Genomic DNA, 16,096 nt, shown 5'->3' on the forward strand with positions numbered 1-16,096 from the left:
GGGGGCGGGGTGCTACCACCGCCGTCGTCGTTGATGGGTGGGTCAGGATTTGCCGGTGGCATTGGGATCGGCGGCGTTGGGGTGGGCGGTTGCGGCGATGGCGTTGGCGGAGGCGGTTGGGGCAGCGAGGTTGACATCTGCATCGGTGACCGCTCGGTCATCAAAGCACTGCGACCAATCAAATCACCAAACAGGTATTCCGGCGTGAAGAAAGAATTCTCTGAGATCGGCAGTCGCACCTGCACTTCCACCACAGACGAATCATCATCAATCACCGCTGGGTTCACGGTGACCGTTGCACCGGCCAAGCCAATGTTGTTGAGGTGTTCTTCCGCCGTGGCAATGACATCGGCCGCTTTTGCGCCAGGGATGATCGCGTTTCTCGCAGCCGCATAGGCTGCGTGATCGACGGTGTGACGAAGCATGCTGACGCGAGTCATTTCGATGCCGCCAAAGATCAAAAGGACCAAGACGATTGAGACCATCGCAAATTCAACCGTCGCCGCACCACGGCGATTGGGAACACAATTACTTTGCATTGATTTTTGAATCAGCGAATTGTTTGAAAGGTTATTTCGTTGGTGGATCATCATCATTTCTTATTGAGTAATCAGCGTTGGCAATCGACTTGCGATATCACGAAACGCATCCTGCAACTGTTGCGCGGTGACGGCGTGAAAGTGTTGTCCGCCGCAGCGTTCCGCGATCCGCTCCATCGTCGTCTGATCAGCCTCGTCGCTGAAAGTTACCGTGAACAAGGTGACGCCCGAATTTGCCAAGGCCCACGAGGCTGAGTCGGGAGTGTTGCCATAGTTCTGAACGCCATCGGTCATCAGCACCATGACTTTGGACGCATGCGGACGACTAAGCGAATGATCGTTAACGGCGGCAAGCCCCTCAAGCATTCCGCGACCAATGCTGGTTCCGCCGGCATCAAACTGCATCGAAATTTGGTTTAGCTCGGCGGTGACAAGCGAGTAGTCTTCGGTAAGCTTCTGGTTAGTGACGCTTTCATGGTTGTAGGTCGAAAGCGAGAGCAATTCAGTTTGAGGTGATTCGTTTAGTTCCGTGTTGAACGTGTTGACAGCGGCAATCAAATCAAGCCAACGAGCATCGGCAGGAACGGGATCTCCGAAATCCCAACCGATCGGTGCGGCGGCCGGCAACGGTGGATACTGTGCCACTTCGTCCGCGGAATATGCCATTGATCCGCTGCGGTCAACGACCAAAGCAACGTCGATCACACCTTGGGTGCTGACGGCAGTCCGCAAAGGGCGGATCGTCATGCCGGCACCGAAAAATGGAAACAACGGTTCAAGTCCTGAATTGCTGTTGGCTAGCGTATGCGTGACCAGACGAACTGAATTGCCGGAACCATCGTTGCTGGGCGAAAATTGATAAGCAGAACTAGCATTGTCTCGAATGCTAACTCCAAACTCCAAATCGCTTGCCGTCAGGGGAAGCACAAAGTCGCCAATCGGGTTTCGCGACGCAGCGTCTTTCGCAGCGGCTAAGGCCAAGCCTTCGTCGCCAGTGATGGCATACGCTCGGCTTGCTGCTCGAACGGCTGAATCCGCTGCGATCTGAACCTCGGTGTTGGCCGATTCAATGTGGGCAATGTTGATGGCGAAAGCTGACAGAGCAAACACTGCGGGTAACAGAATCACAATCAACGCCATCGTTGCTGCTCGACGTGATTGCGCAGGACGTGATGCTGATCGATGAAATCGAGAAATTGAAGATGGGATCATTCTGCACTCAATGAAACGGACTTGGAGAGAATTTTGTCAGCGTAGATCCATCCACCCACTAACGAATTTGGGCCACAGGATGCGCTGACGGTAACGGTGAAGTAGTCACCCTGATCCAACGTGCTTGGGTTGGCCGGATCCATCGTTACCGAGTAGCCCTGCACGCCATGATTGTCCAGCAACAACTCGCATTGGTATTCGACGTTGACGGGCTTGGCACCTGGAACGATGCCGACTCGCGCTGCCTCGAACGCAGTCGTCTTCAACCGCTGTTGCAGGTGAAGCATCGTGCAGCTTTCGATTGTTGCCAACGTTATCAACACCAAAACCGGCAAGCAAACGGCCAGTTCAGTGACCGCGGTTCCCGAGCGGTTTCGTCGACTTCGTCTCTTAGTCATCATGTGTCGCGTGCTGAGAGATAGGGGGCGATGGAGCTGTCAAAATGAACGGCCTCAATCGAAAGCTATGTCAATTTCGCGACACTTGCTGTGTCAAAACGGTAGTTTCACCATGCGAACAGATTGGTCATACCGAACGCAGTGATTGCGACGATTGTTCCAGCAACAGAATTAGCCGCTCCAGGATCGTTAACAAGATCCGCTGCCCTAAAACTAAAGTGTCCCGGACCACTAACCGCTGTATCGAATTAAGAAGGCAGCCGTCGTAGCGGTGACCAGTTCAATGTCAGGTTGAGCTGACAACAAGTGATCCGCACCGGGCAGTGAGATAATGCTGCCGTGATTTTTCAGAAGTGACGCGATTCGCAGGGCATGATCGTAGCTAACCGTCGTGTCATCAGGCGACTGAAAGATCAGCGTTGGAATTTCGATTTGCGATATCAATGCGGGCAAATCGTGGCTGCGAAAATCAGCCGTCATGGTGTCTCGGATCGTCCAGACATAACCTCCGATATCGACGTCGCCTACACCATCAGTTTTGATTGCCGGATTCATCGCATCCAACAAAGTTGCCAGATGCGAGGTGTCGCTGGGGGCCGCCAACGTGATCAGAGCTTTAGGTTTTGGTGTCGAATCAGAATTTTCACCGGCAAACGCCATCGACGCGGCCCCTCCAAAACTGTGTCCCATCAACCCGGTGACCACGCCGATCTCGTTGCTGGCGAATTCGATCGCGGTCCTCAGGTCGTTTAGATTTGACGTAAAGCTGGTTCGCGAAAAATCGCCGCCGCTGCCGCCCAAACCTGTCATGTCGTACCGCAACACCGCGATCCCTCGATCGGCCAATCCCCGCGAAATGCGAACGATCGCCTTCAAATCTTTGTTGCAGGTAAAGCAATGCGACAGCACTAAAACAGGTGTCGCTGATTCAATGGGATCTGGTCGATCAACGATTCCGGCAAGCGGGAATCCCATGCTGCCCGGGAAGGTCACCCGATACGACTTGCGCGACATTAATTGGGTGCGCTAATGCGTCCAGCAGTGAACGCTTCCGCCATCGCTCGCGGCACCTCGGCTTCGGCCAGGACAAGTCGCGAGCGGTTGTCGGTCACTTTGGCTTTCATCTGCTGTTCGTCCGCAATCGCCTCGGCTCGGCGACTTTCCGCGGTCGCACGTGCAACCCGAGTGTCCGCTTCGGCTTGATCGCTTTGCAGACGAGCACCGATGTTTTCACCGACGTCAATGTCACCGATATCGATCGACACAATCTCGAAAGCGGTTTGCGCGTCTAGGCCGCGCGAGAGAACTTTCTTGGTGATCATGTCTGGATTTTCCAAGACATGAAAGTGAGTATCGGCGGAACCAATCGAGCTAATGATCGCTTCGCCAACACGCGCGATGACTGTGTCCTCGGTCGCACCACCGATCAATTGTCCAATGTTGGTGCGGACGGTCACGCGAGCACGTACCCGCAGTTCGATCCCATTTTTGGTGATCGCGCTAAGCGTTGTCTTTCCACTGCGAGCCGGGTCAGGGCAATCAATCACCTTGGGATAAACACTGGTTTGAACCGCGTCCAAAACGTCTCGACCGGCCAAGTCGATCGCGGACGCCTGATCAAAGTCAAGCGGAATGTCGGCACGGTGGGCGGCGATGATCGCGTGGATGACGTTCATCACGTTACCGCCCGCCAAAAAGTGAGCTTCCAAACGTCGCGTGCTGATTCCATCGTTGCGATCGATACTCAAACCAGCCTGAGCCGACATGACTTTCGCTTGCACAACCACGTTCGGGTTTACTCTTGTGAAGTGCATGCGAATTAAGCTGACCAGCGTCACGTCGGCGACCGACATGTAGGCCTGGAACCACAGCTTGAAATATCGCAGGAAGAAAAAGACCAGCACCAAGCCCATGAACGCCAAGAACAAGCCGCCAACCAGGAACATGATCCCGGAAACGCCCTGTCCAAAAATCAGTCCCGAAATCGGTGCGGGAATTCCGACGCTGCTTGCAAAACTTGTCTGAGCCAATGCGAACGATGACATAAGGGGTGGATTCCGGAGGTGGCCGCGGGGGTTGGGTAATCGTCAATCAAATCAACCGAGGCCGTTATGATAGGGTTCAAAGAGGCGGTTGCAAAGCGACGGAAGTTTCGGCGTCGGAGTTCCTTCAGATGTATTTTTCAGATGTACTTTTCAGATGTATTTTTCAGATGTACTTTTCCAAGGCTTTGGCGACCATCGCGGGGTCATCGGCGGCTCGAAGTTCCTGAATTTGCTTTTCTTTCATGCCGACTTTTTCTAAATGGCTGATCAGGCGTTTCCATACCGTTTCTCGCTTCTTCCCCTCGCTGAGGTACAGCTCTGTCACCTGTTCCTGTGCTTTTTGCAGACCGATCGCGTCTCGGTTCTGGTAGTAATTCTTGATGATCTTTTCTTGATGGCGAGATCGATCTGCAGGCATCCGAGGCACCGATGGTTTGCGGGGGGAGGAATCAGTTAGAGTGTCATGCGACAGGTTATCGCCTACCGCATCGGTGTTCTATAGTGATAGAACCATAAGTTTTATCGGAAATTAACTCAGGTAATTTAGATGAGTCAGGAAGAGTCAGTCCCCGCAACACCGCCAAACCGAACGATGGCATGCCGAGGCGTCCGTGGGGCAACGACCGTCACGGCTGACGATCGCGATCAGGTGTTGACGGCGACCCGCCAAATGCTGGCTCTGCTGATCCGGCGCAACAACATTGAATTGTCCGATTTGGCCAGCGCGTTGTTCACGGTCACCAGCGACCTGACCAGCGAATTTCCGGCACTCGCAGCACGACAATTGGGCTGGTTAGAAGTCCCGCTGTTATGCGGCTACGAAATTTCAGTTCCGGGATCATTGCCGCTTTGCATTCGAGTGCTTTTGCACTGGAACACGGACCGAAAGGCTTCGGAAATTCAGCACGTTTATTTGCACGATGCCCAGCGACTGCGTCCGGATCTGACGAAATTACCAGCGGTGGATTTTGACGAACTGGAAGAATGGATCAATCTTCAAATGAATGGCGAATGAATTCCCATGGACCTAAACCCTTCCAGCAGTGCAGCATCGCGATCGAGCGGCCGCGGTCCAAAGTTTGGTGATCGAGTAGAGTTGGTCTGGCATGTTGCTGGTGATCTCAGTGCCGCCCACGCCGCCTACGTGGTTGCGACCGGTGCAAAATGTACTGACCCGAAAACCGAAGCGTTGCTGATCGAACCGACGGCACACATCAATACGCGACTGGTCAACGAATCGATCGATGTCGCTAGTTTTTGGCGATGCTATTTGACCGAGATCGCTGGTGGGATGACGTTGGATCGGGCCTGCGATGCGGCGCTGATGTCATCGGGGTGCAGCGAATTGCAATTGGACACGACCGCCGGTGCGGTTGCGAAACAGTTGTCCGATGCAAAGTCACTGTTCGATGGCCGATTTCCAAAGTTGATTGATCAGTTGGAATTGCGAGGCCGACCGCTGCGCCAGCGATGGAACACGCTCGGGCCGGGATGTCTCCGCGAGGTCGAGCGACTGATTTGGCAGAACAGTCCGCCCGAAGATTGGTGGCCGTCACGCGTCGATGGGCATCTGGTCCAACCGGTTCGCGGTGGCGATGGCGGCTGGGACGGTCTGGGTGGACGGTTTTGGATGGAAGCGATGTTGACTGACGCGGATCCGGCGCTGCCTGAAGTCCTGCGGGTTGCTTGGTTGGTGTCCAGCGTCGCAATCGAGAACCATTCGCGTTCGCGAAGCAGTGAATCCGAATTGATCTCAGCGTGGAAACTAGCTTCCGTGCCGATCGTCTTGTCCGCAGCGACGGCAGTGGAACTGGTCGCCAGTGATCCGTTGCCGATCGCAAAAGCAATGTCGATGTGGCATGTCGCACCCCCGGCCGCCGCCGACGTGGTAACGCAGTGGTGGAACGACTGGCAAACATCCCAAACAGCATTGCCAATCGCCCTGCGTACGCTCAGCGAACAACTGAAGTAGGCCGGAGCAAAACCGTAGCTGATCCCGCCAGGGTTCAGTTTTCCAGCCAAACAAACTGAACCCAACGCCGTGAAGAGTTTTGGTCCAGTAAAGACCCATTTTTTCGTTTAACCGCGTTGGGCATCGCCCCGCGCGTTTCGCCCCGCGTGGACGCGCGGGGCGATGCCCACGCGGTTAAACAAACTAGAAAACTTTCACGGCAACAGACTGAAGCCTGGCGGGATCGGCTTTGGCAAGTCCCTACCAGATTCGGATTCTGTCTTCGGGAGCCAGGTACAGCGGTGCATCCGGTTTGATGTTGAATGCTTCGTACCATGCGTCCATGTTGCGGACGATTCCGTTGACGCGAAACTCGCTGGGGCTGTGCGGGTCTGTGATTAACCGCTTCAGAAGTTCAGGTTCACGGTAAAGCCTGCGCCATACTTGTGCCCAACCGAGGAAGAACCTTTGGTCGCCGGTCAACCCATCGATCACCGGTGCTTCCTGGCCGCCGAGCGACAACCGGTACGCTTCATAGGAAACGCTCAGGCCGCCGAGGTCACCGATGTTTTCGCCAAGCGTTAGTTCTCCGTTGACAAAGTTTCCGCTGATCGGCTCGAACTCGTTGTACTGATCGACCAAGCCCTTGGATCGTCGATCGAACTCTTCGCGATCCGTTGGCGTCCACCACATTCGCAAATTTCCGTTGCCGTCGTACTTGCTGCCTTTGTCGTCAAAGCCGTGGCTAAGCTCGTGACCGATCACGGCACCGATCCCGCCGTAGTTGACGGCATCATCCGCGGCCATGTTGAAAAAAGGCGGTTGTAGAATCGCGGCCGGGAAAACGATCTCGTTCATCACGGGGTTGTAATAGGCGTTGATCGTTTGCGGTGTCATGTGCCACTCGTTGCGATCGATCGGTCCGCCCAGTTTTTCAAGATCACGATTGTGCTCGAACTCTGCGTAGGCGATCAAATTTTCAGCCAGAAGCGGCGATTTGATTTCCAGCTTCGAGTAATCTTTCCACTCATCGGGATAGCCGATTTTGGTGTTGAACATCGACAGCTTTTCGAGAGCTTGTTTCTTGGTCCCTTCGCCCATCCAATCGCGAGTTTCAATTCGTTCGGCGAACGCGGTTTTCAGATTGCTGACCAATTCATTCATGCGTGCCTTGGCTTCGGCGCGAAAGTGTTTTTCGACGTAAACCTGACCCACCAATTCGCCCAAGACGCTGCCGGTCGTGTTGACGCCACGCTTCCAAAGAGGTTCCTGTTCAGTGATGCCGCTAACCGCCGTTCCGTGGAAAGCGAAGTGACGCTTTTCGATTTCCTGACTAAGCGAATCACCATAGGCATCGATTACTCGGAAGCGCAGGTAGTTCTTGACCGCGTCCAGTTCGACGGCCGACGCCAATTCACCAATGGCCGAAAAATAACTGGGTTGGCGAACGACAAACGAATCGACTTCGCCCAGCCCGGCGGCATCGGCGTAGGCGGACCAATCAAACGCCTTCATCGTCGTCTCGAAATCGCCTTTTGACGTTTTGTTGTAAGTCGCCAGCGGATCACGATTCTCTGTTTTCGACCATTGATGTTTGGCGAGTGTCGTTTCGATTTCCAAAACCTGATCCGCAGCAGCAGCGGGATCCTCAACGCCGATGATCGTCAGCATGTCGGCGATGTAGGTTTTTAATTCCCGGCGAAGTGTCACGTATCGGTCTTCGTCACCTAAGTAAAAATCGCGATCGGGCAACGTCAGCCCGGCCTGTGTCAAATACACCGCGTAGTTGTCGCTGTCTTTTGCATCCACGTTGACATAGGCACCCATCGCGGCACTGATGCCGCGGCGTGAAAGCTTGCCCATCACCGATTCAATCGAGTTTTCGTCGGCTTGATCGATCATGGTCAGCATGGGCTTAATCGGATCGATGCCAGCCGAATCGCGAGCCTGCAGATTCAAAACCGACCGATTCAAATCACCGACTTTTTGCGTCGCCGATCCGTCTGCCGCGTCTTCTTTAGCAGCCAATTCAATCAAAGTCCGAACCTGTTCTTGTGTCTCGTCATTCAGGATCGTGAAGATTCCGTAATCGGACTTGTCACTGGGAATGTCGGTGCTTTCGAGCCAAGTTTGATTCGCGTACTCGTAGAAATTTTCGCCCGGTTGGACATCCTGACTAAAGAGTGACTTGTCGATGCCGGATACCTTCGTGGCGGTGGCAATCGATTCTTGTCCGCGTGACGTGGGCGAGAGTGTGATCGACGCGATGATCGCAATCGAAAGAATTCGCCAAAGGGCGGTCGAGGGTCGTTTCATCGTTCGTAAATCCGGTTCGCGTGGTTGAAAGTCCGTTACGCGATTAGGATACATCGAGAAAGATAAAGTCGTCCATCCGAGGGCTTGGTGACGTCAGCGAATTGCCGGAACTGCGCCGCTGTCGCGTCTTGTTGCCGGCCTACCAAATAGCAAGCCATCACTAAAGCCGGTCTCTTGCGGCGATGACTTGCTGGCGAACCAATTTGGCGTCATCGCCGACGACGGTTAGGTGGCCCATTTTCCGTGAACGCACAGCGTGTTTTTTTCCGTACAGGTGAAGATGGACGCTTGAATCATCGAGGGCGCGGTCCCAATGCGGTTCCGACTCGACGCCGTGCTGGTCAAACCAAACATCGCCCAGCAGATTTGCCATGGCTGCAAAACTGGTCTTCATCGCTGTGCTGCCCAGTGGCAATCCACAAACGGCGCGAACGTGTTGTTCAAACTGGCTGGTTTGATTGGCTTCGATTGTTAAGTGACCGCTGTTGTGTGGCCGCGGTGCGACTTCGTTGATGACAACATCATTCTCGATGACAAAAAACTCGACGCACATCAATCCAACCAGTCCCAACGCCTCCGCAGCCTTCGTCGCAACCGATCGTGCTCGGTTGGCAACTTCATCGCTGATCTTTGCGGGCGCAAAGGAAACGTCCAGAATGTGATTGCAGTGATCGTTTTCAAAGACAGGAAACGTGGTGCTTTCGCCGCGTGACGAGAAAGCGACGACCACCGAAACCTCTTTTTCAAACGGCATCCATTTTTCAGCGATCCAAGCATCAAACGATGCCCAGGGCACTTGATCAGCATCAGCTTCGCTGTTGATTTTGTGTTGGCCCTTGCCGTCGTATCCTTCTCGAGCGGTTTTAACAACCAACGGCCAACCAAGCTGCTCGGCGGCATCGACTAGCGAAGCGGAATCATGGACTTCGACAAAGGGTGTGACCGGAAGCCCCGCGTCTCGCAGTGTTCGCTTTTCGATCAATCGGTCTTGAGCGATCGCCAGCACCGAAGCTGCTGGATACGTCGGAGCGTGTTGGTTGCATTGCCGCATCGTTTCAGCGGGAATGTTTTCAAATTCTAACGTGATGACATCACATTGGCTGGCGAACTGCTGGACCTTGTCTTGATCGTCAAGCTTGCCAATCACGGTGCGGTGGGCGACTTGGGCGGCTGGCGTGTCGGCAGATTCGCAAAACACGACCACGTGGTAACCCATCGCGGCAGCGGCTTGCGAGAACATTCGTCCCAATTGTCCGCCACCGACCATCCCGATCGTTCCGCCGGGCTGGATCGTTTTAAACTGGTTTGCTTTGGCGGCGTCGCTCACTGGAACACTCATTTTAGGTCATCCGATTCCAGAACCGCATCGGTTTGTGATTGGAGCATCGCATCTAATCGGCTTAGCAGTTCAGCATCAGAGAGTGACAAAATCCTTGCCGCATAGATCGCTGCGTTCTTTGCGCCGGATGTTCCGATCGACATCGTTGCGACCGGGATACCGCCGGGCATCTGGACGATCGAAAGTAGCGAATCGAGTCCCTGCAGCGCTCGGCTTTGGATGGGAACGCCGATCACGGGCAATTGAGTTTCTGATGCAACCATGCCGGGCAAGTGGGCGGCACCGCCCGCGCCGGCGATGATGATTTTCAGCCCGCGGTTCGCCGCGGTTGTGGCGTAGGCGACCATTCGTGTGGGCGTTCGATGAGCCGACACGACATGTTTTTCGTGAGGTATCGAAAGTGATTCCAGAACGTCGCAAGCATGCCGCATGGTTTCCCAATCACTTTGGCTGCCCATGATGACACCGACGACGGCACCGGTGTTTTCAAAGCTGGTTAGCTTTTCGTGAGTCGCAGGACTGTCAGAATTCATTTGAGCCATTGGATAAGTTATCGAAGAGATTTTGCCTGCGTTGAAAAACGTTCACTTGGCACTCTTTTTTAGTTCGCCAGCGGGGTGACCACCAGGGCGGTGACGCGCTACAATCTGGGACGTCGAATCCATCGCCTGCTTCACTGATCGCATTTATTTCTACCAAAGGGACGTTTGGCATATGTTTAAAGGACTGGGAAATCTCGGAAATATCGCTTCGATGATGGGCTCGCTGCAGAGCTTGCCGCAAAAAATTGAAGAACTCAATGAACGGATGAAAAGCGAACGAGTGACCGGTTCGAGTCCGTGCGGACGAGTTTCTGTGACAATGAACGGCGCGGGCCAGGTTGAATCTGTCCAAATTGAGGAAGGATTGCAGGGTTCTGAATCCGAGCAAGCCGTGATGGAGGCGACCAATGAAGCCGGTGCGTCGGCGAAAGAATTGTTTGCGTCGTCGATCAGAGATATGACGTCCGAGATGGATTTGAACCTGCCCGGAATGGACGGAATCTTGTCGTCGCTGACGGGTCGATAGTTTTACATGAGTGAGCAAAACGGGGCCGTTGCCGAACTGGTGGATCAATTAAGTCGTTTGCCGGGCATCGGTCGCAAAAGTGCCGAGCGATTGGCGTTTCATTTGTTGCGGGTCAGCGAGAATGAAGCGATGGCGTTGTCGGAAGCGATACGCCGAGTTCGCCAAGATGTCCGCTATTGTGAAGTTTGTTTTAATCTTTCTGAATCAGAAACATGCAAGCTTTGTGGCGACCGCTCTCGCGATCAAACCAAGCTGTGCATCGTCGAACAGCCACGCGATCTGATGAGTCTGGAACAGGCCGGTGTGTTTCGGGGACTCTACCACGTGCTGCTGGGGCGGATCGCTCCGCTAGACGGAATCGGGCCGGATCAATTGACGATTGAGCCGCTAGTGGAAAGAGTCCGCACGGGGAATTTTTCGGAAGTCATTATGGCGACCAACCCCACGGTCGAGGGCGATGGGACATCTTTGTACATCAGTAATCTGCTGAGCGAGTTTCCCGTTGAGATCACCCGTTTGGCGAGAGGCATCACCGCTGGAAGCGTGCTGGAATACGCCAATCGCGAAATAATTGCCGATGCCTTGACCGGCCGACAAAAGCTATAATCGGTGGAACGACGTTTGCTATGGATACTCTACTCGGTATCCTAGAGGCAACGTTTCGCGTTCGCGGAAGCTAGTTTTTTAGCTCGTCCGTCTTGCACCTTTAAGAGAAAAATTCATGCGAATGTCAATGGGCATGCAGGCCCGACAATTGCAAACACAAAAACTCGCGCCCAAGATGATCCAGTCGATGGAGATTCTGCAGTTGCCAACGGTGGCTTTGCAGGAACGCATCGAACAGGAAATGAGCGAGAACCCTCTGCTTGAACAGCAGGATGTTGATCCGTCGCAGCCCGATGAAGGCGATGATGAACTGCCCACCAAAGATACGCGAAGCGAGAATGAGAAAGAGTTAGTTGTCGACAACGATCACGACAACAAGGAAGACTTTGAACGTCTTCAAAACATGGTTTCGGAATTGCCCAACACGTTTGATGAATCCTTCAAACGTTCGGCTAACCGAATGTCCGACGAAGCCGACCGACGCCATGACCTGATGGCCAACGCTGTTTCGCGTCCCGAATCGCTGAATGATTTTTTGTTGCATCAATTGGCCGAAATGGACATTGATGACGATGTCGAACAGTTGGCCGAACGCATCATCAGCACCTTGGATGCACGTGACGGCGGCTACCTTCGGACGCCATTGGCGGATCTGTTGCCCGCTGGACAAAGCGATGCCGATTTAGAAGTCGCCGAACGGGCGCTGGCGATTGTTCAGTCGCTGGAACCGACCGGAATTGCGGCTCGCGATTTGAGCGAGTGTTTGATGGTGCAACTCAATCGCTCGTTTCCCCATTACGAGGAAATGAGCACGCTGATTCGCAACCACATTGCCGACCTGGCTGAGAACCGATTGCCACAGATTGCCAAGGCGACTGGGTTTTCGATTGACCTGATCCAAACCGTTCGCGACGAATTGCATGGACTCAATCCCAAACCGGGTGCTGCGTTCATGGAAACCTACGTTCCCAACGTCACGCCCGACATCATTCTGGAACGCGACGATGATGGCGAATTCAAGGTCCGACTGGATGATGATCGTGTGCCGACGTTGTTTATAAGCGAGTACTACCGCCGTCGTTTGCAGGATCCAAAGGCGACTGCAGAAGAAAGAGAGTTCATCAAGAACAAGGTCAACAGTGCCCAGTGGCTGATCGATTCAATCGAGCAGCGTCGCAGCACCCTGACCAAGGTTTCGCAGGCGATTGTCGAACACCAAAAGCGGTTTTTAGACGAAGGCCCAGAAGCGATTGAACCACTAAAGATGCAGCAAATTGCCGATAAGGTCGGCGTCCACGTCACGACGGTCAGCCGAGCGGTTGACGACAAGTGGATGCAAACGCCAAGAGGCATCTTGCCGCTGAAACGGTTCTTCGTTGGCGGCACTCAAACCGAAGACGGTGAAGACGTCGCGTGGGACACCATTCGCCTGAAGCTGCAGGAATTGATCGACAAAGAAGACAAGAGCGATCCTTACAGCGACGAAAAGCTGGTCGAAGAACTCAAGAAAGCTGGCATGACCGTGGCCCGACGAACGGTCACCAAGTACCGCAAAAAAATGGCCATTCCAAGCAGCCGACAACGACGCGATTGGTCGCTGTCGAAAAAGGATTGAGATTAATACTCGGCAAGCGTTTTCTTGGGCGATGGCAGTTTCAGTAGAGGTGCGAACTCGGCGGTCAATTCGTCGACTTCGGCGAAGAGTGCTGAGAGAGTTTCCGGGCTGCTTTGAGTTAGCTTGAAATAACTGTCATTGAACAGCGATTGCTCACTCCACTCTTCGTCGGTGCAGGATGGCAACAGCGATGCCAGTGCAACACATGCGGCTGGCTGTTTCGCCGGGCCGCCCGCCAACAACTCATCCATCTGAGTGTGTTCGGCGATCAGTGAAACAAAGTGCTCGGGCAAGTTCCAGCGGTCAGCCAACATGGCTGCGGCGTCCGCGTGATCCCAGCCAAACAATTCTTTTTCCAAGCCGCTCAGACGACGTCCTTCGTTGGCACGTCGTTGAATCAAGTCTTCGTATTCGCTTGGCAATTCTTTCAGCAACAATGGGATCGCCATGTCTTGTAGCAACGCACCCGCGAACAAATCTTCAGGATTGGGGACGCTGATTGCCTTGCCGAGCTTACGAGCAAAGATGGCGCGGCGAAGTGAATCCTGCCACAACGATTTTAGATCGAAGGGACCAAATTTTGGATTGGGAATGACGCTGAACACAGCGTTCCAAAGTGCAAAGTTGGTGACCGCGCGAGTTCCGACCAACGTCAACGCTTGTTGAACGCTGACGATTTCGCGGCTGAAACCAAAGTAGGATGAATTGACGAACTTTAGCACCTGGCCCATCAAGCCTGGATCAGCTTCGATCGGCTTGGAGAAGTCGCTGGGGCCGCAATCCGGGTTCTGGGATAGCTGCAAAAGACTGATCGCGCTGCTGGGCAGAGCGGGCAAGACTTCACTGCGAAAAACTTCTTCCAGTTGGATGGTTGTGGTTGTCATTGCGACCAGCTTTCAGGGTTGGAACCTCAGGAATCCGTGGTCGGTGCAATCCGATCCACATGAAAAGGCTAGGTCGGATATTCGGCCTGGGCGAACAAAGTTGCCAGCGACGGCAACGCATAAGCCGAGGTCATGGATAAGTTTTGACGATAAAAGCGATTGTTGGGGACTGGAGCCAACGCCGTGAAGAGATCTGGTCCCGGAAACAATGTGTTAGTTCGTTTAACCGCGTGGGCATCGCCTGGTCCGCTAAAAGTTTGGGGTTGACGCGGACATTGGAGGTCCAAGTTTTGTTCCGTCCCTACTGAAGTACGCCAACGGCGTTGAACACCATAGCCCAGGGTTAAGGTTTTGCGAGCGTAGCGAAGCAGTGCCCCAGGGTTGCAGCGTCAAATCGCCAAGGCGATTGACGACTTTAACCCTGGGCTATGTTGTTTAACGCCGTTGGCGTAGAGAAAGAAAGTAGCGCAAGCAAGAATGACTTTAACCCCAAAGATTTAGCGGCCCAGGCGATGGGTGCGGCGGCGAACGATGCGGGCGTACTGCCGCTGAGGGGCACGATGACGGTTCGGCGAAAAGCCCGTTCTTTTGCATTAACGGGTTCTCGAAGACTGTCCTAAATTTCGACAACGTCTTCGAGTGGGGCTTCCACTGGGCCGTCCAGCAATGTTTTTGGTGATTGGTTCATGGTGATTTCCTAGCCCCGGAAAACACAAAAGGACACAGAAAGTGCGTGCTGAATTTTTGTGTATTCTGTGCCTTTTCGTGGTTCGCCTTCGCTACCGTTCACTTCCCTAAATGGACTAACTTTCCCACTGACGTACTCGCACATTGACTTCACCGGCGACGCTCTTTGCGGTCACGATGAACGGAGCCGAGAGATTTTCATCCATTGGGGCGACCACGTCGAGAACATCTATAACTTCGTTTGCCTTCATGTCGGCTGGGCGAATGAATCGGTTGCGAGCTTCAATAGCTTGGTGTCACTGCTGCCCGACAATCCCTGCTCTCGCACATCAAGAACATCGAATCCAATCGAACGCAAATGAGCAACGACGACGCGGTGAATATTCTCGTCCGTCAGCAAACGGCACTCGCTTAGTTTCACGGCGCAATATTTGTTTGCAAGACAACGCCTTCGCGGAATGAGGCGGCAGCGTATCGTAACGCCTGCTCCACATCCTCTTTCTTCAGATGGTTGTACTCTTGGACGATCGTATCCGGGGTTCCGCCGCTGGCGATCCATTCCAAAATGATCTCCACGCTGATTCGGGTGCCCTTGATGGTCGGCTTGCCGCCAAGAATCTCTGGGTTGCAGACGATTCGATTAAACATGACTATTCGCTCTTTCATGGCGTTAGGATTCGCATCGACCGTCCATTCTAAACAGCTAGCCACCAAGAACACAAAAGGACACAGAAAGTGCGTGCTGAATTTTTTTCCTCTGTGCCTTTTCGTGGTTCGCCTTCGCGGACCGGCGACTTGGAAAGCACGGAATTGACAGCTTTTTCCGGTGAATGAGCGGAAAACTTCGCTTGGTCTTCACCACGAAAGCGTGGTGCAATCGCGCGCATGCAACCAACAATCACCAACCATATCGACATTCGAGATAACCGTCGTGGAGAACCGCGAGCGTTTATTACTGGTACACGTTTGCATGTTCAGGACGTGGTCAATTTTTACGAGCGTGTCAAGACAAGACTGCTGAGGAGATTGCCAGAGAGTCCCCTCATGTTGGTCTAGCACAGATTCACACGAGGCTTGCTTATTACTTTGAAAACCAAGGCGAAATCCAAACTGCAATTAAGAGTGACCGCGAGTTTGCAGAGTCCATGAAAATTCAGTTGGACACGAGTTCAAGAACCTAGCTAGGAACAGCTCGGTGCAGATGACGATGAAATATTACCACGTTGAAATTGATGACCAGGCAAAGGCTGGGCTGACGAAAATGTTTGCGTGGAGGGAAACTGGACGACTTTGGGGGTTTGTGGCTGACCGGCCTCGGTGTTGATTGCAAATTGCAAAATGAACACTGAAGAATGTAAGTTGACCAGCAAATACCGCTTCCCAAGAATTTTCAATTTGCAATGTTCATTTTGCAATTTGCAATGTTCGACTGGTTC

Annotated in this window: 17 protein-coding genes; 5 read left to right on the plus strand and 12 right to left on the minus strand. The window is 53.5% G+C overall.

Annotated features, from left to right (window positions below; all coding sequences use genetic code 11):
- From RC85_RS20660 to RC85_RS20685, 6 genes are all read right to left on the minus strand, one after another.
- Positions 1-596 (minus strand): TadE/TadG family type IV pilus assembly protein (locus tag RC85_RS20660; RefSeq protein WP_068266307.1); only part of this gene is annotated, 596 nt, incomplete at its 3' end.
- A gap of 3 nt (positions 597-599) precedes the next feature.
- On the minus strand, positions 600-1,679 hold the full coding sequence (locus RC85_RS20665) for a VWA domain-containing protein (protein WP_238383194.1): 1,080 nt from the start codon (positions 1,677-1,679) through the stop codon (positions 600-602).
- Positions 1,680-1,747: 68 nt separating this feature from the next.
- Complete coding sequence (locus RC85_RS20670) at positions 1,748-2,149, minus strand: TadE/TadG family type IV pilus assembly protein (RefSeq protein ID WP_238383195.1); 402 nt, start codon at positions 2,147-2,149, stop codon at positions 1,748-1,750.
- A 231-nt stretch (positions 2,150-2,380) separates the two neighbouring features.
- Positions 2,381-3,163: an alpha/beta hydrolase family protein gene (locus tag RC85_RS20675; protein WP_068266313.1), complete on the minus strand. Its 783-nt coding sequence runs from the start codon at positions 3,161-3,163 to the stop codon at positions 2,381-2,383.
- On the minus strand, positions 3,163-4,095 hold the full coding sequence (floA, locus tag RC85_RS20680) for a flotillin-like protein FloA (RefSeq protein ID WP_149753096.1): 933 nt from the start codon (positions 4,093-4,095) through the stop codon (positions 3,163-3,165). The genes RC85_RS20675 and floA overlap by 1 nt, the downstream gene beginning before the upstream one ends.
- 262 nt (positions 4,096-4,357) lie before the next feature.
- Positions 4,358-4,612 (minus strand): hypothetical protein, encoded by a 255-nt coding sequence (locus tag RC85_RS20685; RefSeq protein ID WP_068266316.1) that lies wholly within the window; start codon positions 4,610-4,612, stop codon positions 4,358-4,360.
- 129 nt (positions 4,613-4,741) lie between these two features.
- Between RC85_RS20685 and aroH the strand changes: the two genes are divergently transcribed.
- Both aroH and RC85_RS20695 read left to right on the plus strand, forming a co-directional pair.
- Positions 4,742-5,209, plus strand: a complete 468-nt coding sequence (gene aroH / locus RC85_RS20690) for a chorismate mutase (protein ID WP_068266318.1) — start codon at positions 4,742-4,744, stop codon at positions 5,207-5,209.
- 6 nt (positions 5,210-5,215) lie between these two features.
- Entirely contained in the window at positions 5,216-6,166 is a 951-nt protein-coding gene (locus tag RC85_RS20695; RefSeq protein WP_068266320.1) for a hypothetical protein, read from the plus strand.
- A 240-nt stretch (positions 6,167-6,406) separates the two neighbouring features.
- Here the strand turns inward: RC85_RS20695 and RC85_RS20700 are convergent, their stop codons facing one another.
- From RC85_RS20700 to purE, 3 genes are all read right to left on the minus strand, one after another.
- The gene (locus tag RC85_RS20700) at positions 6,407-8,461 is read right to left on the minus strand and encodes a M13 family metallopeptidase (RefSeq protein WP_068266322.1); all 2,055 of its coding nucleotides are present in this window, start codon (positions 8,459-8,461) and stop codon (positions 6,407-6,409) included.
- A gap of 160 nt (positions 8,462-8,621) precedes the next feature.
- Positions 8,622-9,800 carry a 5-(carboxyamino)imidazole ribonucleotide synthase gene (locus tag RC85_RS20705; protein ID WP_068266324.1) on the minus strand — a complete coding sequence of 393 codons (1,179 nt, stop codon included), beginning with the start codon at positions 9,798-9,800 and terminating at the stop codon, positions 8,622-8,624.
- Positions 9,797-10,258 (minus strand): 5-(carboxyamino)imidazole ribonucleotide mutase, encoded by a 462-nt coding sequence (gene purE / locus RC85_RS20710; RefSeq protein WP_068266344.1) that lies wholly within the window; start codon positions 10,256-10,258, stop codon positions 9,797-9,799. The genes RC85_RS20705 and purE overlap by 4 nt, the downstream gene beginning before the upstream one ends.
- 256 nt (positions 10,259-10,514) lie before the next feature.
- Here purE and RC85_RS20715 point away from each other — a divergent pair, with 256 nt between their 5' ends.
- The 3 genes from RC85_RS20715 (at position 10,515) to rpoN (ending at position 13,089) form a co-directional block, all read left to right on the plus strand.
- Entirely contained in the window at positions 10,515-10,868 is a 354-nt protein-coding gene (locus tag RC85_RS20715; protein ID WP_068266327.1) for a YbaB/EbfC family nucleoid-associated protein, read from the plus strand.
- Between the two features lie 6 nt (positions 10,869-10,874).
- Complete coding sequence (recR, locus tag RC85_RS20720; RefSeq protein WP_068266329.1) at positions 10,875-11,474, plus strand: recombination mediator RecR; 600 nt, start codon at positions 10,875-10,877, stop codon at positions 11,472-11,474.
- 115 nt (positions 11,475-11,589) lie between these two features.
- Positions 11,590-13,089 (plus strand): RNA polymerase factor sigma-54, encoded by a 1,500-nt coding sequence (rpoN, locus tag RC85_RS20725; RefSeq protein ID WP_068266330.1) that lies wholly within the window; start codon positions 11,590-11,592, stop codon positions 13,087-13,089.
- 2 nt (positions 13,090-13,091) lie between these two features.
- Here rpoN and RC85_RS20730 read toward each other — a convergent pair whose 3' ends face one another.
- The 3 genes from RC85_RS20730 to RC85_RS20740 form a co-directional block, all read right to left on the minus strand.
- Complete coding sequence (locus RC85_RS20730) at positions 13,092-13,973, minus strand: HDOD domain-containing protein (protein ID WP_068266332.1); 882 nt, start codon at positions 13,971-13,973, stop codon at positions 13,092-13,094.
- Positions 13,974-14,907: 934 nt separating this feature from the next.
- A complete protein-coding gene (locus RC85_RS27000; protein WP_157593976.1) occupies positions 14,908-15,081 on the minus strand; it encodes a DUF5615 family PIN-like protein in 174 nt (57 codons plus the stop codon).
- The gene (locus RC85_RS20740) at positions 15,078-15,308 is read right to left on the minus strand and encodes a DUF433 domain-containing protein (RefSeq protein WP_200836751.1); all 231 of its coding nucleotides are present in this window, start codon (positions 15,306-15,308) and stop codon (positions 15,078-15,080) included. Before RC85_RS20740 ends, RC85_RS27000 begins: the two co-directional genes overlap by 4 nt.
- Positions 15,309-16,096: the final 788 nt, after the last annotated feature.

This window comes from Rubripirellula obstinata (genome assembly GCF_001642955.1).
GTDB lineage: Bacteria > Planctomycetota > Planctomycetia > Pirellulales > Pirellulaceae > Rubripirellula > Rubripirellula obstinata.